Below are 20,323 nucleotides of genomic sequence, written 5' to 3' on the forward strand. Positions count from 1 at the left end.
GGAAGTCAGCGAACAAGAGTTGAGGAAAACACGATGGCAATGAAGTTCTGGGTTACGGCGCCGTTCTTTTATCCGGACACGACCCGGCCCTGGTCCGAGGTTTTGGACAGCATGCTCAGGATCGTCGATGCCGCTGAGGAGTTCGGCTTCGAGGGGATCACGATCAACGAGAACCAGTTCCAGAACTACGTAGCCAATCCCTCGGCGATGATGTTCGCGACGGTCGTGGCTCAGCGGACCAAGCGGCTGCGGATCGTCCCGGGTGTGGTCGTCCTGCCGGCTTACAACCCGCTCCTGGTCGCTTCCGAGATGAGCCTGCTGGATCATCTCGCGCCAGGTCGGATCGGGATCGGCGTGGCACGCGGCGGGAGCAGGTTCCAACTCGATCGGCTCGGGGTGAAGCCGGAGAACCAGCGGGCAATGTACGAAGAAGGGCTGGAGATCGTCCGTCGGCTCTTCGCTGAAGACGACGTGTCCCATGACGGCCAGTTCTATTCATTCCCGCCGACGACCCTGGTCCCGAAGCCGGCGACGAAGCCGCATCCTGACATCTGGGTCGCATCGCAGAGCAACGAAGGTGTTCGCCGGGTCGCTCAGCAGGGCCTGAATCTGATCACGGCGCCGAACTACGGCAACTTCGAGCCCTACGGCGACCTTGAGGAGCTCATCGGGAGCTACAACGACGAGATCGAAAAGACCGGGAATCCTCGCGGTGAGGTCATGGTGCTCCGCCACACCTGGGTCGGTCGTACCGAGGAAGAGGCGTTGGAGTACTTCGACGACGTCGTGAACGAATACAACTACTACATGGCCCTGGTCAAGGGTCCCGGCACGGTCGACACCAAGGAAGAGCGGCTCGCCACCCGCAATGTCGGCGAGAGCCGAGACTATGTGCACCGCGGGAATATGACACCTGAGCAGCATTCCTTCTCCAGGGACAACCTGCTGGATAAGTACGCCGACCCGGTGTTGACCACGCCGGATCGCATGATCGAGCGGTTCAAGTCCTACGAGAAGCTTGGAGTGGACCACTTGGCGTGCCTCATCGCGGTCGGTCAGCCCACCGACGCGATCGTCAAGAACATGAAGATGATGGCTGAAGAGGTCTTTCCCGCGTTCGCGGACTAGCACCCTTCGCGTCTCCAAGTGCGCCTGAGCGATACCAGCCGTGGACGTCCACCCGTCGATTGCCGTGAGGGCTCAGAAGGCGAAGACCGCAGAGGAGGTCAACAAGGTGATTTACGAGGTTCGCGAGTATATCCCGGCGGCAGGTCGTTTCCGAGATGTCGTCGACCTGTTCACGTCAGTGGTGGTGCCGCTGTTCAGGAAGCACGGGATGGAGATGACGCAGGTGGGTTGCACCACCATCGGCGACAACTCTTTCAATGAGGTCGTCTACACGATGCGGTTCTCCGACCTTGCTGAGCTGGAGCGCAAATGGGGCACGTTCCTTGCGGACCCTGATTGGGCATCAGCGTTGGCCAGTCGTGAGGAGAACGGTCCGCTGTACCAGGCCATCCGTCGGCGGGTAATCGAATCCACGCCCTTCGAGGGGGTTTTGGATCACGCTGTGTGACGGCGAGTCGCTGGTCCACCGCGTCCAGTTCCTTGGCCACCGGCCTCGCGCCCATCGCCGACTGGGCGCGATCCGATGAAGTGCCGGGTCGGCAATTGACGACAACCACCAGCTCTGCGGTAGCCGACCAGTTGGAGGCGAAGCATTCCGATGACAATCAAGACGCCCAGCGCGCCGATCTCGAATCCGGGGCAGTTCTACATTGACGGGCAGTGGGTCGATCCTTCGACGACCCACACGATCGACGTGATCGAAGCGGCGACGGAGGAGCGGTTTTTCAGTGTCGCTGAGGCCGAAGCGGCGGATGTCGCGCGGGCGGTGGGAGCGGCACGCCGGGCCTTCGACGACGGCCCGTGGCCACGGATGCCGCCGAGCCGGCGGGCGGAGTTCCTTCGCGCCATCGCTCAGGCCGCAGCCAAACGCTCCGATGACCTGGTCCAGTTGTGGCCCCGAGAGACGGGGGTCATCGCCGGCATTGTGCCGGCCGTCCTGCAGGAGGTCCCTGGGGCGTTCGACTACTACGCGGATCTCGCCGATCGGTATCCGTTCGAGCAAGAGGTGCCCACCAGCTCGGGCGAAGGCTTCGGGATGATCGTCGGGGAGCCCGTAGGCGTCGTGGGGGCGATCATTCCGTGGAACACCCCGATGCACCTGGCCGCCTGGAAGCTGGCACCCGCGCTGCTCGCCGGGTGCACGGTGATCGTCAAGGCGTCACCGGAGGCACCGGGAGCCGCGTATGTCATCGCGGAGATCGCTGAACAGGTCGGCCTCCCCCGCGGCGTGGTTAACGTGCTCACCGCCGACAGGGATGCCTCTGAAGCGCTGGTGACCGATCACCGCGTGGACAAGATCACCTTCACCGGGTCTACGGCGGTGGGGAAGAGGATCGCGGGGATCTTGGCCGAGCGCATCGGGCGGTACACCCTCGAGCTGGGAGGCAAATCGGCGGCGGTCGTCCTCGACGACATGGACATTGCCGCGGCGGCCGACAGCCTGACCGGGGGCGCGTGCTTTGTTTCCGGCCAGATCTGTGCATCGCTGACTCGGGTGATCGTGGCGCGCCATCGGCACGACGAGATGCTCGAGGCGCTCGCCGAGCGGTTCTCTCGGGTCAAGGTGGGGAACCCGTTCGACCCCAGCGTCCAGATGGGGCCGCTGGCCTCTCGCCGACAGCGTGAGCGCGTCGAGGGTTATGTCCAGATCGGCAAGGACGAAGGGGCCACTCTGGCGTTCGGCGGTAACCGCCCCAAGGACCTCGACCGGGGCTGGTTCATTGAGCCGACCGTTTTCGGGAATGTGAACAACTCCTCCCGGATCGCCCAAGAGGAGATCTTCGGGCCAGTGATCTCCGTCATCGCCGCTGCTGACGAGGAAGACGCGATCCGGATCGCCAATGACTCTGTGTTCGGTCTCAACGCTTCGGTGTTCACCAACGACGCGGACCGTGCTCGCGAGGTGGCCAGGCGCCTGCGTGCAGGGACAGTGGGGCAGAACGGCAACCGGGCAGACTTCGGGATCGGCTTCGGCGGCTTCAAGCAGTCGGGTGTCGGCCGAGAGGGCGGCGTAGCCGGCCTTCTGCCGTACCTCGAGAACAAGACCGTCGTACTCGATCAGAAGCCGCGGTTCTCCTCCTCGCCCGAAGGGCGGCCCTGAAGGTGAACACATCCGCTGAGGCCAGCAAGGTGGGCTGCCTCCATGTCTTCGACATGGACGGCACCCTCCTGAGGAGCACCGCCACGATCGAGCTGGCTCGCCAGATGGGCCAACTCGAGGCCGGGCAGGAAATCGAGAGGGCATGGGGCGAGGGGACGATCTCCGACACCGACTTCTGGTCGAAGCTCCTCGACATCTGCAAGGACGCATCCCCTGCCGACTTCGACGATGCCTTTCAGAGCTCGCCCTGGATGGACGGTGTCGCCGAAACCTTCGAGAGCATTCGATCTCACGGCGAGGACGTGATCGTGATTTCCCAGTCGCCGACGTTCTTCGTCCGCAGGCTGGAGCTTTGGGGCGTCAACGAGACCTACGGCTCGGCCGTCGAGTTGGGCAGCCCGCTGGAGAACTCAGCGACGCTGATGCCAGAGGCGAAGGTGGCAATCACCCAGTCGGCTCTCGCTGCTCGCAACCTGACCGCCGACGAGTGTGTGGTCTACGGGGACTCATCCAGCGACGTGGAGCTGTTCACGACGTTCCCGCACTCGGTCGCGGTGAACCCGTCGCCCGTCTTGGCGCCCCTGGCCGCGAAGACCTACCTCGGGATCGACATCCGCGAGGCGCATGCGCTGGGTCGCCAGCTCAAAGCCGCATCAACCAGAAACCAGTTCGCGCAAGGGAGTTCCAGTTCATGAGCACCATCGGGTCGCCGCTCAGGGTTCTGTTCGTGGGGGAGTCGTGGGTGAAACACACGATCCACATGAAGGGCTTCGACCAGTTCCACTCGACCGAGTACGAGGAGGGCGCGGGCTTCTTCCTCGGCTGCCTGAATGACGCTGGGTTCGACGTCACCTACGTCCGCGGCCACGAGATCACCTTGCGGTTCCCCCGCTCGCCGGAGGAAATCGACGAGTTCGACGTAATCGTCATCTCTGACATCGGATCCAACTCCTTCCTGCTGCCGGACGAGAGTTTCCTGCGATCGGAGAGGTCGCCAAACCGGCTTGGCCTGGTTGCGGATTACGTCAAGCGAGGTGGCGGGCTCGTCATGGTCGGGGGGTATCTTTCCTTCACCGGAATCGATGGCAAGGGCCGCTTCGGCATGAGCCCGCTCGCCGATCCGCTGCCCGTAGCCATGCTCCCGTACGACGACCGTGTCGAGAGGTCGGAGGGGGTCGAGGTGGAGGTCTGCCAGCCTGATCACCCGGTCCTGGGCGGCACGCCTCCGGAATGGCCCCACCTTCTCGGCTACAACAAACTCATCGCGAAGCCGGACGCCACCGTCGTGGCGCGGGTGGGCGAGGACCCGATGTTGGTCGTGGGCCAGCACGGTGACGGCAGGACCGCGGCGTTTGCCTCCGATCTCGCCCCGCACTGGGCACCTCAGGAGTTCCTGGACTGGCCGCACTACGGCGAGATGTGGACGGCGATTGTCTCGTGGACCGCGCAGGCGCAAAAAGCGCCGGCGCTCGGGGAAAAGGTGTCGTGAGCTTGAGCGACGGTGCGCGGTCGGCCGGATCAGGCAGGGGCGGGCGCCTCCTCGTCGTCGGGGCGCTGAACGTCGACATGGTCGTCGCCGCCTCCAGGCTTCCCGGACCAGGGGAGACCGTGGTGGGGGCGGACTTGCAGCGTCACGGCGGAGGGAAGGGCGGCAACGCCGCTGTCGCGGCGGTGCGCTCAGGCACCGACGTCCGCTACGTCGGCGCCGTCGGGCCTGACGAGTTCGGAGTGGCTGCGTTGGCCGAGCTGCGAGCCGAAGGGATCGACGTCAGCGATGTCGTGATCAAGGAGGGGTCCGCTACTGGAGCTGCGCTCATTGTCGTGGATCCCTTCGGGGAGAACCAGATCGCCGTAGCCGCCGGTGCAAATGCGGTGGTGGGCGCTCGGGACGTGAGGGCCGCGATCGAGCGAGCGAGCGGGTGGCCAGGGTGTGTTCTGGTGAGTACGGAGATCTCCGCCGCGGCAGTCGTCGAAGCGGTCGAAGCCGCCACCGCGCAGGGGTGGCTGTGTGTGCTCAACCCGGCGCCTGTCGCCCCCGGCATCCAAGAGCTCCTCAAGCTCGCCCCGATCATCACCCCGAACCAAGGCGAGCTGCGAGACCTCTACCAGCTGCTCGGTGAGCCCGGAGACCCGCCGGCGGAGAAGATGGCGGCCGCGGTGGCATCGCATACGAGAGCGCCGGTGGTAGTCACACTGGGTGCCGACGGGGTGCTGTTGTGCGGTGCTGACGGAGTCAGCACCCGGATCCCGGCTTGGCCGGCACGTCGAGTGGTCGATACCACCGGCGCTGGGGACACCTTCAACGGCGTGTTTGCCGCCAGCTTGGCAGCGGGAACGGACGTCGCCGGCGCGGCGCGGCGCGGAGTGGTTGCTGCGGCGTTGTCGGTTGAGTCGGCGGGCGCGCGCACGGGTATGCCGAGTGCGGCGACGATCGACGCCGTCTTGGCGACCACCGAGCGCCGCGCGGGCACGTAACGGCGGTCGAACCCGCAGCGTCTCCGATTTTTCGGACCGAAGTAGAAAGGCTTCTGCATCGTGAATCTGACCACTGACCGAGGAAGGTCGGATGCGCCCTCGGGCGCCCGTAATCCGCACTGGCGGAGTGGTGAGCTCATGAACGCGTCGTTGCAGGCTAATTGGGGCAGGCGGCTGATGGTGTTCTCCGGCCGGTCCAACGCGCCATTGGCGGGTGCCATCGCTGAGCTTCTTGAGATCGAGCTCGGCAAGGTGACCCTGAAGACGTTCTCCAGCGGAGAGGTCTACAGCAGGTTCGAAGAATCAATCCGTGGCGCGGATGTCTTCATCGTTCAGCCGATGTGCGCGAACCCGGAGACGGGCGTCAATGCGAACGACTCGCTCCTGGAGCTCCTGGTGATGGTGGACGCCGCCGTCGGCGCGAGCGCGCACCGCGTGATCGCAGTGACTCCGTGGTATGGCTACTCGCGGCAGGACAAGAAGTCAGCTCCGCGCGAGCCGATCTCGGCTCGCATGGTGGCTCGCGCACTTGAGGCGACGGGTGTTGACCGAGTGCTGACGATGGACCTGCACGCCGGCCAGTTGCAGGGGTTCTTCGGCATCCCGGTCGACCACATGACGGCGTTGGGCATCCTCAGTGACTACTTCGCCGGCCTCGACGACGACCTGGTGATCGTCGCTCCGGACTCGGGTCGGGTGAAGCTCAACAAGCAGTTCGCCACGCAGATCGGGGCCGGCCTGGCCATCCTGGACAAGGAGCGGCCCCAGCAGCAGGTCGCCGAGATCACCACCGTCATCGGCGATGTCCGCGGGAAGACCGCCATCGTGATCGACGACATGATCGACACCGCCGGCACGTTGTGCGCGGCAGGAGAGGCGCTCAAGCACGCGGGTGCTCGACGAGTGCTCGCCGCAGCGACCCACGGGGTCTTCAGCGGGCGTGCGTACGAACGTCTTGCTGCGTCGCCTTTCGAGCAAGTCGTCGTCACCGACACGATCCCGCTCCGCGCAGGTGCCCCTGACAAGATCAAGGTGCTTTCCTGTGCCCCGCTGCTCGCGGACTCGATCAGCAGCATCTTCACCGACGGTTCCGTGAGCGCTGTCTTCGGCGGAAAGAACCACACCTTCTAAGGGGATGAGAATGTCAGATCCAGCGTGCTTCCCGGGCTCGCGATGACTGCTGGCGACATCGCGATCGAAGGCGGCTTGGTGTGGTCGGGGCCGGGCCAGCATCACAGCGACGGACTCGTGCACATCCGAGCAGGCACAGTGGCCTACGCAGGGCCGCGGGCAGAGGGCAGGGTCCCCCCGGGGACTCCCCGGCTTGACGCTGCAGGTTGCACCGTCCTGCCCGGCCTGATCGACGCCCACGTCCACCTGACGACCAATTCCGATCACCAGCACGTAATTGCGAGCGATGTCTTCCGCGGCCAGGTGAGCAAGCCGGCCAAGCTGCTGCACGGGCTGCGCAACGCCCACCGAGCGCTCGCCGCCGGATTCACGACGCTGCGTGTCATGGGGCACCGCGGCGCCGGAGAGCCCGAGCTTCGCGATTTCACCGATGAAGGCTTGGCGGTCGGACCTCGTTTGGTGGTCGCTCCGTGGTGGATCACCATGACCAACGGTCACGGCGATCTGTTCTATCCGCCGTACACGCCACGAGAACAGTGGGACACGGCAGACGGCATCGAGGAGTGCCGCAAGCTCGTGCGCCTCCAAGCCCGGGCTGGTGCGGACTTCATCAAGGTGATGGCCAGCGGCGGGATGTCGAAGGGCGAACGGCCGAGCTGGCCCAACTACAGCATCGCCGAGCTGACCGCCATCGTCGAGACTGCCCACGAGCTGGACCTGCGGGTCGCAGCGCACGCACTCTCTGCCGAAGGCATTCGACGCAGCCTTGCCGCAGGTGTCGACTCCATCGAGCATGGTTCGTATCTCGACGAGGAGATGGCGATCGAGATGGCTGAGCGCGGGACCTTCCTCGTCCCCACCATGTCCTTCAACGACTGGTGTCAACGGGAGGGGACACTCCGGGGCCTGACCGCCCAAGGAGTGGCGGACCTCAGCGAAGCACACGACCGCACGCTGAAGTCGTTCGCACTGGCACGCGAGGCCGGGGTCAAGGTGGCGATGGGCACCGACTCCTCGGGCACGCTGTGTCCGTTCGGCGCGCACGCGCGCGAGCTCGAGCTGTACGTGCGGCACGGCATGTCCGCAGAAGAAGCGATCACCACCGCTACGACGAACGCGGCGTCGCTGTTGGACCGACCGGATCTTGGCTCACTGCGGACTGGTGCCGTCGGCGATGTCGTCGTAGTCGAGGGAAACGTGCTCAACGACATCGGCCGCCTGGCCCAGCCCTCCAACATCAGGCACGTCGTGCGGGCCGGGCGTGAGCTCAGCGGGTATCTGCGAGCCGTATCGGAGGCGCTCGACTTCCAGGAAGCGGAGCACCCGACTCGGGCCGAGGATTCCTGACCGAACAACCACCACGAACTCACCGAGAACGGCGCCAGCGAACGGTGGGGCCGGCCCCAGCCGGGCTCAGACGACTTTCGCACGTGGTAACAACGGAAGAGGAGAAAGAAAACAATGGCTCACATCGAAGCATCGTTCTTCAAGAGTCGTTTCGACGACGAGACGTTCAGCGCGAAGATGGTCGAGGCGCTGACGCAGGCAGTCGGCTCGGTACTCGGGGACGAGGCTGCCAACGACACAGCCATCGTCCTCCACGATATCGAGCCCTCGCACTGGGGCTACCGCGGCAAGCTGCTGGGCTGACCAACCGCCGACCCTGCTGACGGAGTTGTGGCCGCGCCTACGGCCTGGGACCGGCGAGTGCTGGCCGACGACCTGCACGTCGGCCAGCACTGCGCCCGTGCGCGGACTCTGACCGTGATCTGGAGACAACGATGACCGATACCACCTTCGCGGTTCAGAACCCGGCGACCGGCCTTCCTTCGAGCGGACCGCTCCGTACGGACAGGAGCTTCGTGTGATTCGAGAATACCGGTCAAGCGCGCATTCAGAGCTTGTCGCTGTCGCGACCGCTGGGTCTTTTTTATTCTGGCCCGGACACAGGGTCATATGATCGGTGCGTCCTGCCGGGCGGGATCACGAACTCGTCCTTTTCCGAGTGGGCACGTTCGAAACCTCGACGTTGTCTCACTCCCGGCTTCCCCGGCAGCAAGTTTCGTGAGCTGGTGATGTGAATGTCCGTGTCATCGTCAGCGAGCGGTCAAGTCCTGACTGGCCTTGAGCAGCGTCGCGGGCCGATGTCCCGCTGTCGCGCATATGTCGACTCACTGAAGAAGGAAACCGTGCACGGAACAGCTGCAGTCGAGGCGGCCATAGCCGATTTCGCCGCTGGGCGACCGGTGATCGTAGTCGACGATGAAGACCGCGAGAACGAAGGCGATCTGATCTTCGCCGCCCAGTTCGCCACCGTCGAGCTGGTCGCATTCACCGTCCGCCACACGTCCGGATACATTTGCGTGTCGCTGACGAGCGAGGATGCGGACCGGCTCGACCTGCCGCCGATGGTCAACACTAACCAGGATCGGCGGGGAACCGCCTACGCGGTCACGGTCGACGCGAAGCACGGGATCTCGACGGGGATCTCGGCACGCGACCGGGCGAGAACCATTCGCGGCCTGGCTGATCCGGCGTCCAGCAGCGGCGACTTCAGCCGGCCCGGTCACGTCGTCCCGTTGCGTGCCAGGCCCGGCGGGGTGTTGCGCCGGAAGGGGCACACCGAGGCGGCCGTCGACCTGGCGGTGCTCGCGGGCCTTGCCCCGGTGGCGGCGTTGTGCGAGATCACCAGTGAGGACAACCCGGTCGAGATGGCCCGCGGCCCGGAGCTGCAGCGCTTCGCTGAACAACACGACCTGAGGATGATCTCGATCGCCGATCTGATCGCCTATCGGTGGCGGGTCGAGAAACTGGTTGAACGCGTTGCCTCGGCCCGTCTTCCCTTGCCATCGGGGCAGTTCACCGCGATCGGCTATTCGTCCGTCCACGACGAGCGTGCGCATATCGCATTCGTCTGCGGCGACTTGTCCGACGGCGAGGACGTGCTCGTCCGCGTGCATTCCGAGTGCCTCACGGGTGACGTCTTCGGTTCGCTGCGCTGCGACTGCAGTCCCCAGCTGGATGCCGCCCTCTCGGCCGTCGCGCAGGAGGGCCGAGGTGTCGTGCTGTACATGCGGGGCCATGGGGGACCGGGGATGGGGCTGCTGCACAAGCTGCAGGCCTACCAGCTGGAGGAGCTGGGCGCGGACACCGTCGACGCCAATCTGGGGCTCGGCCTGCCCGCGGACTCCGCCGACCACGGCACCGAGGCGCAGATTCTCAGCGACCTCGGAATCCGTTCTGTGCGCCTGCTGACGAACGATCCCGCCAAACGCGTGGGGCTCGAAGATTACGGCCTGAAGGTGCTCGGTCAGGTGCCGGTGTCGGCGACCCCCGAGAACATCCGTTACCTGGAGATCAAGCGGGATCGGGCGGGGCACGAACCGAAGCTGATCCTCGACGACGGCAGAGTTGCCCAATGACCCGAGGAGCCGATATGGGCGAGCACGTCCTGTGCGCGGTCAGGGGTGTTGTCGTCATCGGGGCGCAGCGCGGGTGAATGCTGGGTTCCCCGCCGCCAATGTGGACCCGGGCCCCACGTCGCCGGTGCAGCCGCCTGATGCGGCACCCGCACTCAGCTGGTGGGCGACTTCGTCGTTTGCCGTGACTGAGGCGAGCTTAGTGCTGGCATCGGCGTTGCCAGTACGACCATGAGCAGACGTACTCGGGATCGGGAACCTGCCGGTGCACCTGGTTGATCAAGAGTCGGCGGATCGCGTGCTGGATAGCAGATCACCGCATCGCGGACACCGATTCCCTTTTGCGGCGATGGTTCTGGTCGTGGGCAGCCAGGCGCGCGCGAGCATGGGCAGGGTGGTGTGCGCGGACCACGCCCGCCAGGACCGGACCTGGCAGCGATCCAGCCCGGCCGCGTTCTTGGCCTGCTGGAAGCACTCCGTGAAATGCCAGTAGTGAACCGGAATAGCTCAGGGCCGCAGCACACTCACCGCATTCTCTGGAGCGAACCGGCGGCGACCACGCGTCGCAACAGGTACTTCTGGATCTTCCCGGTGGACGCTTGGGCAGCTCGCCGACCGGAGGGCCGTGGGCACCTTGAACCGATGTTGCTGCAGCTGCCCGGAGCCGGTCCCGTCCTGGCCGCCCGCATGATTAGTCGTTTCGGATCACTCGACCGGTTCCCCACCCCGATCCCTTTGCGTCCTGCTGCGGCATCGCGCCCATTGAGTTCTCCTCTGGCGACGTCACACGCCGCTGGCTATCCCGCACCGGGGGCCGGAGCTCAACCACGCACCGCATCTCATCGCACTCAGCCACGCCCCGGCGTGAACTCAATGCCAGTGCAAGCGCGCAGACGGCAACGGTCGCCGCGAAGCCATGTGCTGCCTCAAACGACGGCTTGCCACTGTCATCTGCCGCCGCCCGACAACCTGCCTACCCCTTCAACACACGCCGGGACTTGACAGAGAGGAGCTGGCTTCGAGCGCGCACCGCGGCGGGAAACCAGCCACCCAGCTTCGCGCAGGCGTCACCAACGCCATGGCCTCGTGCGGCTACATCTCTTCCAGCGTGGCCCCGTCGTAAAACTTCGCAGCCTTGTAGACCATCGGATCCGAGCTGGAAACTTCCAGGTAGGTGACTTGCGCAACGATCAGAACATGCGTTTTTGCGCGGAAGCGTTCTTTGATCTCTGCCTCGATCGATGCGGCAGACCCGCGGATCAGAGGGGAATTGTCCGGCCCGGAGTGCCAATCGAGCCCGGCGAACTTGTCGTCCGATTTGGACGCGAATCTGTCGATGACCGCACGCTGTGTGTTAGCGATGATGTTGATGCCAAGGTGCTTGGATTCGAAGAGCGACGGGTAGGTCGAGGATGTCTTCTGCACGCACAAGGCCACCAGCGGCGGGTCCAGCGAGATGGGCATGTAAGCGCTGACAGCCAGTCCGCGGGGCCGATCTGCGGAGTCCATGGTCGTCACCACGGTCACACCGGTGACGAACTTCCGGTTGAACTCCTTGAGATCCTCGATGCTGGGCATCTCGTCCGCGTCGCCCGTGCCGGTGAACGCGGCGGACGCTTCGAGCGCCGATCCCAGGCCAGGTGCTCCGAGGTCGGACAGCATGTCGACCGACGGATCCCAGGTCACGCGCTCGCGAATGATCCGGCCGTCGCGGAGCGTTCCCTGTACTGCGCCTCGGGCGTGCAGCGCAGACCTTGTCGGAGGGACGTCGCCGAACGCGTTCATGAACGTACCGGTTGCCGACCAGAAAAGCGCGAAGTCGTCGCCGTCCACGACGATGCTGTCCACCGTCGTCTGCAGGTCCGGGATGGACATCCGCATGTCGTGAACCTGGCGCTTGAGCTCGGCCAGCCCTGAGGTGCTCCCCAGCCCGGCGTTCTCCAACTCGTAGTCGGCGTGGACGATCTCGTCCAAGGCATCGGAGTCGCCTCGGTTCCAGGCTGCATCCCAGGCCGAACGCACCAGGTCTTTGAAGTCCGACATCTCTTCTCATCCTCACTTCTGGCACCGAGAGGCACACGACTCCACGGTTGCGGCTCGGTCTGGTCGACTTTGCCGAGTCCCCCCGGGGTGTGCGAACTCGGCCGCGGGCCTCGCTGGGCGCATGGACTGCAGGTACGCTCTGGGGCAAAAGTATTATCGATTCTACTTTCGGTGTCAACGACCTCTCCGATCTTGTCATTTCTGGCGATAGAAGTGCGATACGGCGCTTCAGGGCACCTGTGGAAGCGATTCGATACAGTTCTGGCTGCTCTTGACCGCGAGCAGTCGTGGCAGGGCCCGCATCCTTCTGCCGTCCCACGATCGCCGCGCGCCGGCTGTCCGCCGACGTGGGGCGGGGGCGTTGCTTTAGCGTGCGGGCTCCCGAACCGGCGCGGTCGCGCGTGAAGGGAACCCGGCGGGTCTGTGCCCCGTTGCCTGTTGCGGCGCGTTGCCAACTGCTCGAAGCCCTTGGCCTCGCGGTTTTGGAGCCAGCGTTGCGCGGAAAACAGCGCGCTCGCTGCCGGTCAACCGGCATGCCGGTTGACCGCTGGCCGACGGTGCGCTCGACGTCGGCCAAGGTGCCTCTGCGAAGGGATTCGTCCAGCAAGCGGCGGGTGTAAGCCCATGCTGCAGGCACCGTGAGCAGCCTCGCGCTGATCCTCTCGCAGGTGTCGATCGCGCGCCCGACGAGGTGTTGGTGCCGATCTGTGCATCCGGAAACGACGCGCGCTCAAGTCGGGGGTGCCATGCGGCTGCCGCGCGGGTGGTTCTCGCTGAGCTATGCTCCGACTAGAAACGATTCGAGTGTCTGTGGGCGCCGCGGCGGCGCGGCACCGTGAATTCAATGAGGGAACCGCACCTATGGACGAAGCCTCTGCCAGCCAGGTCCAGGTCAACGCCGTCCTGGGTCCCGTGCCGGCCGACAAGCTCGGAACGACGCTGACGCACGAGCACCTCATCTGTGACTGGACGAAGGCCCTGCGCAAACCGCAGTGCGCCGTTGACCGCGGTGTCTTCGCTCGCCGTGTGGATCCCTCGATCCGTTGGCTGCTCACAGAGGATCCGTCCTGCTGCTACGACAACGCACGCCTAGAAGACACCGCGGCCGCGGTCGATGAACTCCAGTGTTTCATCGACGCAGGAGGACGGACGGTCGTTGACTGCACCAACGGAGACATCGGTCGAAACCCTCGTGCGCTGCGCGAGATCTCGGTGCGAACCGGTCTCAATATCGTCATGGGTTCTGGTTGGTACGTGCACCGGTATCACGACAGGGGGACCGCCCTGGCCACTGCAGCGGAGCTCTGCGCGCAGATCCTCGCCGAGTTTGCGCACGGCGTCGGCGACACGGGGGCGAGGCCGGGTGTCATCGGAGAGATCGGCGTCTCGCCCGAGTTCACCGAAGCAGAAGAGGTCCGCCTCCGCGCGGCCGCTCGGGCTCAGTTGGCACTGGGCGTACCGCTTCTCATCCACCTGCCGGGATGGCAACGCCGTGCCTTCGAGGTGCTGGACATTGTCCTGACCGAGGAGGGCGTTGCGCCGGAGGCAGTGGTCCTCTGTCACATGGATCCATCCGGCGAGGACGTTGTCTACCAACGCGAAGTAGCTGATCGGGGTGTCTGGCTCGAGTTCGACATGATCGGCATGTCCAACTACTTTCCGGGCGAGGGACAGTCGCCTGCGCCGGAACAGACGGCCGCGGCGATCGCGCGCCTCGTCGCGGCTGGGCACGCCTCCCGCCTCCTCCTCAGCCATGACCTGTCGCTCAAGAACATGTGGACGCGGAACGGGGGAAACGGCCTCGGCTACGTGCCTCGGCTGTTCCTCCCTCGGCTCCAGCGCCACGGCGTGCCGGGCGGGGTGACCGCCGATCTGCTGACGGCCAACCCCCGGCGCCTGTTCGTCGGTTCCGCGCTTGCCTCGGCCGCTGGCGACAGCGGCTCGGGAGCGCGGAGGTGAACGCAGGGGAGACCACGCACAGCAGAAGCGACTTGCCTTGCGCTCGCCTGAGCACTCCGCAATTGCCGGTACCTGTCGGAGGGACGCGCGGCCGCGGGGCCTGCCCAGAGGGGTCGTCCTTGACGGCACGGCTGGAAGCGTCGCAGGCAGTGTAGCGACGAAGAGCTCGCGCGACAGCTGCGACAACAGGATTCACGCATCGAAAGGACCAAGAAGGTGACGCAATACCTCGGGAATGCATTCAACTACGACCTCGTTGCAGAGGGCTACGAGTCCCTGGAAGACAGGTGCACAACCATCCATACGGGGGCCTGTCACATCGGAATGGTCGATGGCGTCAACGTCGGGGTGTGGGAGGCGGAGCCGGGTCTCATCGGCGGGCTGACTGCCGACGAGATCTTCGTCGTTCTCGAGGGCCGCGCCGAAGTGACATTCGAGGACACGAAGGAGCGGCTCCAGATCGGCCCAGGCGACGTCGTCCGCCTCAATGCCGGCCAACGGAACACCTGGCGCACCTTCGAGCGATTGCGCAAGGTGTCCGTCTGGTCGGACTCCGGAGCCCAGCATCGTTCCTCGTGACCGCCGGCGCGCGCCCGACTCGCGGTTGTCGATCCGAGTACGGCGGGACTTGTCCGCAGCCATCGCCCAGCGTGTCCCCGAATCCGCATCAACCCGATCTTGAGAGGCCCGTATGTCACGCCGTCCCGTGATCCTCGATGTCGACACCGGCAACGACGACGCTGTCGCAATCATCATGGCCGCGACTCATCCCGCCATCGAGCTTCTCGGTTGCACGACTGTTGCCGGCAACCTCTCGCTCGAAGAGACCACCGACAACACTCTCCGGGTGCTGAACGCGATCGACAGGAGCGACATCGAGGTCCACACCGGGCTCTCGCGTCCCTTTGCTCCGAGGCCTTACACGTCGGGCGCGAACGAGGTGGAGGACGTATTCCATGAGAGCACATTGCCTGTTGGCACGTCAGGGCTTCAACCATTCAGTCGGCACGGCGTCGAATGGCTCATCGAGACTCTGCGCCAGACAACAAGGCAGGTCACGCTGATCTCGGTCGCTCCGCTCACCAACATCGCCGCCGCGATCACCGTCGCGCCCGACATCCTCGATGCGATCGACGAGGTCGTCCTCATGGGCGGAGCATCGACCTTCGGGAATAGAACCCTGGCCGCTGAGTTCAACATGTTCACCGACGCCGTCGCAGCGAACGTAGTGCTCAGAGCTGGCATCACGCGCCTTACGATGGCCGCGCTCGACGCGACGCACGAAGTGCTCGTCAGCCGGGACGACTTGCACCGCTATCGAGCGCTGGGAACGCGGGCCGGAGACGTCGCGGCCGCTGTGACCGAATACTACATCGATGGTTACGAGGCGTCTGTCAGTCCTGTCGGAGCCGGCTCGTCTGCGCCGCCGCATGACGCGTTGTGCGTTGCGTATGCGATCGACCCGAAAGTCCTTGACATCACGGAGGCGTACGTGGAGGTCGACACGGTGAGCCCGCACAACTACGGGCGCACAACCGTCGACTTCCACGGGTACCGAGGCGAGCCGGCGAATGCCCGTTTCGCGAAGCACGCGGATTCGGCTCGATTTCACCGGATTCTCGACGAGTGCCTTCGCGGAACATGTCGAGCAGTTTGATGCTCGTCTTGCCAGCCGGTCTGTATGAGGGCCTCCGGTGAGGGCTGGTTGATCCAGTCGGCTTCGGGCAGCTTCGGTGCGCATCGGGGCAACGCGACTTCCTCGCGGAGGCAGCAAGTGGGCGGGGCTGGCCGAGGTCGGGGCTGACCTGGCCCCTGCGCCTCCCCGGTGCCCATGCTGCGAAATAGCAATGCTTGGCCGGGAGCTTGCGGTGCCTCGAGCCGCTGCCGGTGACCGTGTCTCGTCGGGAGTTGCCTGCGGGGGAGACCGCTGGTGGCACCGAGGGGTGGGGATTGCCGATTCACAGCGGCGGCGAATCGGATTCCGGGCAACGGTGACGATGCTCTCGCTGAATTTCGAAAGGCAGCCGATGACGAGGGCCTCGTCGGCCTTTGACGCTCGTGGCAAGGTCGTCCGGCGCGCCTCGTCGTTTCCCGGGGGTAGCTCGATCGGCCGCGCCGCTGCGGCAGGACCCGGTGTCCTCTGCCTTGCTGCGGGACGGGCTCGCGATCTCACTCCGCCTGGGAGCGTGGCTGCCGGGAACCTGGGAGCCCGTACGGCAGTCAGCCCTGCTGGCCCTCGCATATTCTGCTGCGCGGTCGAGTGGCTCCCGGTCGGTATGCTGGGCCGGCCGATGCGGACGCCGCCCTGTGCGGCTGGTGCAATTCGAGACCGATCCGATGCGCGGCTCGTGCGCTGTCTCCGCGCTCGCCGGACGTTCCGGCCGCCTGGCCGAGGCATTACGAATCCGGGTTCCCGTCGATGGCTCCCCTCAACCCGATCGGCCCCGGCCGGCAATACTCTCGGCGCCGACTCAGCCAGGCAGACCGGCCGGCCCCCTCGTCCGGCCGGTCCGCGCTGTTGCGTCCCGGCGCAGGCGAGCGCCCGGGACCGCATCACGATTCGCCGGAGTGGCCAGAGAGGATCGGCTTCCCCGGCGATCTATTCTGTCTCCGTCCGATTCGCCGGGGGTCTGGGGCGGCAGGCGGCAAAAGCCTAGGCGGAAGCTCAGGCATGCTCAAGGGACCGTTCTGGTGAGCGCGGCCAGACAGCAGGCTGATCCGTTGGCGGCCATCCGGGAGGCGATCTACCGCCGGTCGCTGCCGCTGGCCACCCGCGACCCGCGGATCGCCAGCTCCTCGCTGGGCCCGCGCCGGTGTCGTGGGCGCGGCCTTCATGGGTCCTCGACGAGCTGTTCGCGCCCGACCGGCTGGCCCGCTGGCTTGACCTCGGCAGCCCGGCCGGGCACCCGCAGCTGGCCGAGGCGGTCGCTTGAGACAGCCCGCCTCCGGCGGGCCGCGGCGGCGACCCGCCGGAGGCGGGCGTTCCGGTCTCGGCGACCAGGGGTGCGATCCGCTGGCGGGCGCGGGATCCGGGGCCGCCGGACCGCGCGCGAGCGCGGTGAACGAAAGCCGGCCGTCGTCACTTCAGACCCGCGACGACCTTCCGGCCCGTCCGATGCCCCGCGCCGTCCGTTCGTCACCGACCCGCATGATCGCACCAGCGCGCTGGAGGGGGCGCGGTCAGGACATGAGCCGCACGCCAAGGGGCGTGATAGCGCCGTCAGCGGTGGTGAGGTCCCCGCTTTCGGAATCCTCCGGCAGCGAGAAGCGGACCACCCGTCCCCACGGCCTGCGGCCGTCCTGCTCGTACCCTCGGGACCGCCCGCACGGGAATCCGAAACCAAACCACAGGTGCCCGGCCGGGTCGATGATTTCGCTGGAGATTGTACCGTCGCTCGTGCCGTGGTTGCACAACGATCGGCCGTGCTTTCCGGCCGGCTCGCCGTCTTCCTGGTGATCCCGCAGAACCTGCCGCAACGCTTCCGGTGTAGCGCTGTCCAGCGCGCCGAGCAGCTCGCTGCCCCGGCCGTGCCGGTGTGTCGACGCGGTGGCCTCGTCCCAGGCAGGACCCGGGTTTTCGGCGAGGCGCTGCAACACATTGGCTCGCGCTTCGGTGCCGGTCGCGGGACCGCACACCGCCACCCGTCCGCCTCCCACCTCTACCGCTGCCATGGCGCCTGCGCGGTCGGCGAGCAGGTAGTTGCCCGGCAGCGTGCTGTCCTCGCGCAGGTAGGCCACCGCCTCGTCCACAGTGGACGCATTCGCGAGCATCCCGGCGGACCACTCCTGCGTGGGGTAGTCCGCCATGTTCCGCTCCGGCACGAACGCGTAGGTGAAGCCGAGCCCGGCACTGTTGACTCCGCGAGTGAGCATTCCCGCCCACGGCACGAGCACGTCGGCCGGCGGCACGACGACCCGGACTGCCAAGTACGAGTGGCGTTCGCCGCTCGCGGCCAGCAGATGATTCTTTGTGGCGTACGGGTTGTCGCTGTTGCTGGCCAGCAGCCAGTGCCGCGGGCCGTTCATTCCTGCCAGGAAACACATGACTACTCCGATGCGGAATCAGCATTGCGGGCTGCCGTCTGCGGCGGCCGGGTTTTGCCGCGCAGACGCGCGTTGGCCGCCTCGAGGCCGGGCGTGCGCGGCGGCAGTTGCGCGATCTGCACCAGGACCGGCTCCGGCATGGAGCGGCAGGCGTCGCCGCACTCCTTGGTGTGCATGCAGTCCTGAGAACAGATCCACTGCTTGTGGTACGGGCACGGGAACAGGTCGTCGGTGCTGACCACCTCGCCGTCGAGGGGGCACTCGACGACGAGATCTTCTCGCGGCCAGGCGATCCGAGGGCGGATCGCGTAGCCGCGGCCACGAGCGCGCGTGCCCAGCCACCAGGTCAGGCCGCCGGCGATCAGGAAGCTGACCCAGTTGGACAGGTAGAGCGTGACCTGGCCGCCCAGATGTCCAAGAAGGCCGCCCACGGCCAGAAAGGAGCCGACGACGGTCGCGGCGAACAGGGGGACTACCCCGGACCAGTTCCAGTGGCGCAGCATGGCGCGGCGGTACTCGATGAACCGGCCGTTGTCCGGCCCGTGTCCGCCCCGCCCCGGACCAGCAGCAGGTCGGCGATGCTGACGCCGATCCAGGCGGCCAGCAGCACTCCCTCGACGGCGAGGACGGTGCCCAGGTGGTCGAGGACGTTGAGGTACATCGCCAGAGTGCCGAGCACGACCATGACGACCGCCCAGACCGATCGTCCCGGCGTGAAACGCAGACGGGAGAAGAAGTTCGCCAGCGACAACGAGCCACTGTAGGCGTTGATCAGGTTGATCCGCAGTTGAGTGATCACGATGAGCAGGAAGCCGCCGACGCCCATGATGGCGACCATGTACTGGCCCGGGTTGGCATCGCCGCCCGAGGCCGCCCACAGGAGCAGGCCGATCGCGCCGGCGATGACGTAGGCGCCGAAGGCGTACGGCAGCAGCGCGACACACAGTGTGCCGCGGCGGCCGCTGCGGACGAGGCTGTGGTCGTTCGCGAGCAGCCGTCCCATGTCGGCGTGCCCGAACGCCACGTTGCCGACCAGTCCGTTGTACGACGCGACCGCGCCGAGCAGCCCGATTCCGCCCACACTGCCCACGTGCGCGGCGATGAACTCGCGCGTCACCGACAGATCCGCTCGGGACAGCACGATGACCAGCAGTGCCGCGAGTCCGACGACGTAGGCGTAGAGCGTCCATTTCTGGAACTTGGCGACGAACTGCAACCCATACAGCACCAGCGGCAGGAACACCAAACCCACCAGCAGGTACGAGACCTTCACCGGGATGCCCGTCTGCGCGGACAAGGCGCTGGAGAGGATCTGGCCTTCGGTCGCGAAGTAGGTCAGCCAGCTCACCCAGTAGAGCAGCGTGGTCCAGGCAGCGCCGTCGAAGCCGAGGGCGAGGCCGCGCGACATGAGTGCGGAGCCCAGTCCAGTGCGCGAGGCGGTCTTGACATACAGCACGTTGAGCAGGGTCTGCACCAGGACCGCGTAAACGATCGCGACGAGCACGTTCGCGATGCCGAAAGATGCCGCCAGTCCGGCGGGCAGCGAAAGGAAGATGGCCGCCGTGGCACCGCCCGTCAGCGAAAGCACGATCTCGGACGTGCGATAGCGCCAGGTGGGCGGCACCTTGCCCAAGGCGTAGTCGTCGCGTGCGACGCTGCCGGAGCCGATTCGCGCGGGCAGGTCACCGGTATCGCTCACTGTCTCTCCTCAGAAATTCGTCGAGGGCGGGGGACTCTCACGAGCCTGCGTGCGCTCCGCCGCGTGACCCAGGCCAGCGTCTCGGCGCTAGCCCACAAGTGCCGCGCGACTCTGTTCGCTTTACTGCGGAACTGCCGTGAAGGGGCCCTCGCCGGACTCAGATTCCCGCAAGGGGCCCTTCCGGGGCCTGGCTCGCCGCGCCTTCACCGGCGTCAAGGTCCGCCTCGACCAGACCAACATCAAGAAACTCGTCGACAACCCTGCAAAGCAAAGACACCGGCTTCACGAGACGCTAGGTGCAGAGCTCCCGCGCACGTGGTGTAC

Annotated in this window: 17 protein-coding genes and 2 pseudogenes; 14 read left to right on the plus strand and 5 right to left on the minus strand. The window is 66.1% G+C overall.

From position 1 onward, the window contains the following. Nucleotides 1-33 precede the first annotated feature (33 nt). The 10 genes from ATK30_RS31050 (at nt 34) to ATK30_RS31095 (ending at nt 10,257) form a co-directional block, all read left to right on the plus strand. The gene (locus tag ATK30_RS31050) at nt 34-1,128 is read left to right on the plus strand and encodes an LLM class flavin-dependent oxidoreductase (RefSeq protein WP_027927861.1); all 1,095 of its coding nucleotides are present in this window, start codon (nt 34-36) and stop codon (nt 1,126-1,128) included. A 40-nt stretch (nt 1,129-1,168) separates the two neighbouring features. Then, nucleotides 1,169-1,576: an NIPSNAP family protein gene (locus ATK30_RS31055; protein ID WP_020661398.1), complete on the plus strand. Its 408-nt coding sequence runs from the start codon at nt 1,169-1,171 to the stop codon at nt 1,574-1,576. Between the two features lie 150 nt (nt 1,577-1,726). Continuing rightward, nucleotides 1,727-3,229: an aldehyde dehydrogenase gene (locus tag ATK30_RS31060; protein WP_020661397.1), complete on the plus strand. Its 1,503-nt coding sequence runs from the start codon at nt 1,727-1,729 to the stop codon at nt 3,227-3,229. 2 nt (nt 3,230-3,231) lie between these two features. Continuing rightward, complete coding sequence (locus ATK30_RS31065) at nt 3,232-3,924, plus strand: HAD family hydrolase (RefSeq protein WP_199817982.1); 693 nt, start codon at nt 3,232-3,234, stop codon at nt 3,922-3,924. Next, complete coding sequence (locus tag ATK30_RS31070) at nt 3,921-4,718, plus strand: glutamine amidotransferase (protein ID WP_037817691.1); 798 nt, start codon at nt 3,921-3,923, stop codon at nt 4,716-4,718. Before ATK30_RS31065 ends, ATK30_RS31070 begins: the two co-directional genes overlap by 4 nt. Next, nucleotides 4,715-5,704, plus strand: coding sequence for a ribokinase (locus ATK30_RS31075; protein ID WP_037817689.1), 990 nt, complete (start codon nt 4,715-4,717; stop codon nt 5,702-5,704). Before ATK30_RS31070 ends, ATK30_RS31075 begins: the two co-directional genes overlap by 4 nt. 138 nt (nt 5,705-5,842) lie before the next feature. Further along, a complete protein-coding gene (locus ATK30_RS31080; RefSeq protein ID WP_027927859.1) occupies nt 5,843-6,835 on the plus strand; it encodes a ribose-phosphate diphosphokinase in 993 nt (330 codons plus the stop codon). A 42-nt stretch (nt 6,836-6,877) separates the two neighbouring features. Further along, complete coding sequence (locus ATK30_RS31085; protein ID WP_020661392.1) at nt 6,878-8,182, plus strand: metal-dependent hydrolase family protein; 1,305 nt, start codon at nt 6,878-6,880, stop codon at nt 8,180-8,182. 114 nt (nt 8,183-8,296) lie between these two features. Beyond that, nucleotides 8,297-8,485, plus strand: a complete 189-nt coding sequence (locus tag ATK30_RS31090; protein ID WP_101438505.1) for a tautomerase family protein — start codon at nt 8,297-8,299, stop codon at nt 8,483-8,485. 494 nt (nt 8,486-8,979) lie between these two features. Next, nucleotides 8,980-10,257, plus strand: a complete 1,278-nt coding sequence (locus tag ATK30_RS31095; protein ID WP_167442240.1) for a bifunctional 3,4-dihydroxy-2-butanone-4-phosphate synthase/GTP cyclohydrolase II — start codon at nt 8,980-8,982, stop codon at nt 10,255-10,257. Between the two features lie 276 nt (nt 10,258-10,533). Here the strand turns inward: ATK30_RS31095 and ATK30_RS31100 are convergent. Further along, nucleotides 10,534-10,743, minus strand: a pseudogene (locus tag ATK30_RS31100) (hypothetical protein); the annotation flags it as partial. 603 nt (nt 10,744-11,346) lie between these two features. Next, the gene (locus tag ATK30_RS31105) at nt 11,347-12,297 is read right to left on the minus strand and encodes a flavin reductase (RefSeq protein WP_037817683.1); all 951 of its coding nucleotides are present in this window, start codon (nt 12,295-12,297) and stop codon (nt 11,347-11,349) included. Between the two features lie 861 nt (nt 12,298-13,158). On the opposite strand from ATK30_RS31105, the gene ATK30_RS31110 reads away from it, so the two are divergent. The 4 genes and pseudogenes from ATK30_RS31110 to ATK30_RS47800 all read left to right on the plus strand — a co-directional run. Next, a complete protein-coding gene (locus ATK30_RS31110) occupies nt 13,159-14,256 on the plus strand; it encodes a phosphotriesterase family protein (protein WP_101438507.1) in 1,098 nt (365 codons plus the stop codon). Nucleotides 14,257-14,472: 216 nt separating this feature from the next. Next, on the plus strand, nt 14,473-14,835 hold the full coding sequence (locus ATK30_RS31115; RefSeq protein WP_027927857.1) for a cupin domain-containing protein: 363 nt from the start codon (nt 14,473-14,475) through the stop codon (nt 14,833-14,835). 127 nt (nt 14,836-14,962) lie between these two features. Further along, on the plus strand, nt 14,963-15,913 hold the full coding sequence (locus ATK30_RS31120) for a nucleoside hydrolase (RefSeq protein WP_199817981.1): 951 nt from the start codon (nt 14,963-14,965) through the stop codon (nt 15,911-15,913). A 1,064-nt stretch (nt 15,914-16,977) separates the two neighbouring features. Further along, nucleotides 16,978-17,189: pseudogene (locus ATK30_RS47800) on the plus strand (sugar kinase); the annotation flags it as partial. 247 nt (nt 17,190-17,436) lie between these two features. On the opposite strand, the gene ATK30_RS31130 reads toward ATK30_RS47800, so the two are convergent. From ATK30_RS31130 to ATK30_RS31135, 3 genes are read right to left on the minus strand one after another with little or no spacing between them, the layout of a single operon-like run. Then, entirely contained in the window at nt 17,437-18,282 is an 846-nt protein-coding gene (locus ATK30_RS31130) for a carcinine hydrolase/isopenicillin-N N-acyltransferase family protein (protein WP_101441169.1), read from the minus strand. A 20-nt stretch (nt 18,283-18,302) separates the two neighbouring features. After that, nucleotides 18,303-18,803: a hypothetical protein gene (locus ATK30_RS46455; protein ID WP_244194787.1), complete on the minus strand. Its 501-nt coding sequence runs from the start codon at nt 18,801-18,803 to the stop codon at nt 18,303-18,305. Continuing rightward, entirely contained in the window at nt 18,773-19,999 is a 1,227-nt protein-coding gene (locus ATK30_RS31135) for a purine-cytosine permease family protein (protein ID WP_244194788.1), read from the minus strand. Before ATK30_RS31135 ends, ATK30_RS46455 begins: the two co-directional genes overlap by 31 nt. Between the last annotated feature and the right edge of the window lie 324 nt (nt 20,000-20,323).

It is taken from the genome of Amycolatopsis echigonensis (genome assembly GCF_002846615.1).
In the GTDB taxonomy this organism is placed as follows: domain Bacteria; phylum Actinomycetota; class Actinomycetes; order Mycobacteriales; family Pseudonocardiaceae; genus Amycolatopsis; species Amycolatopsis echigonensis.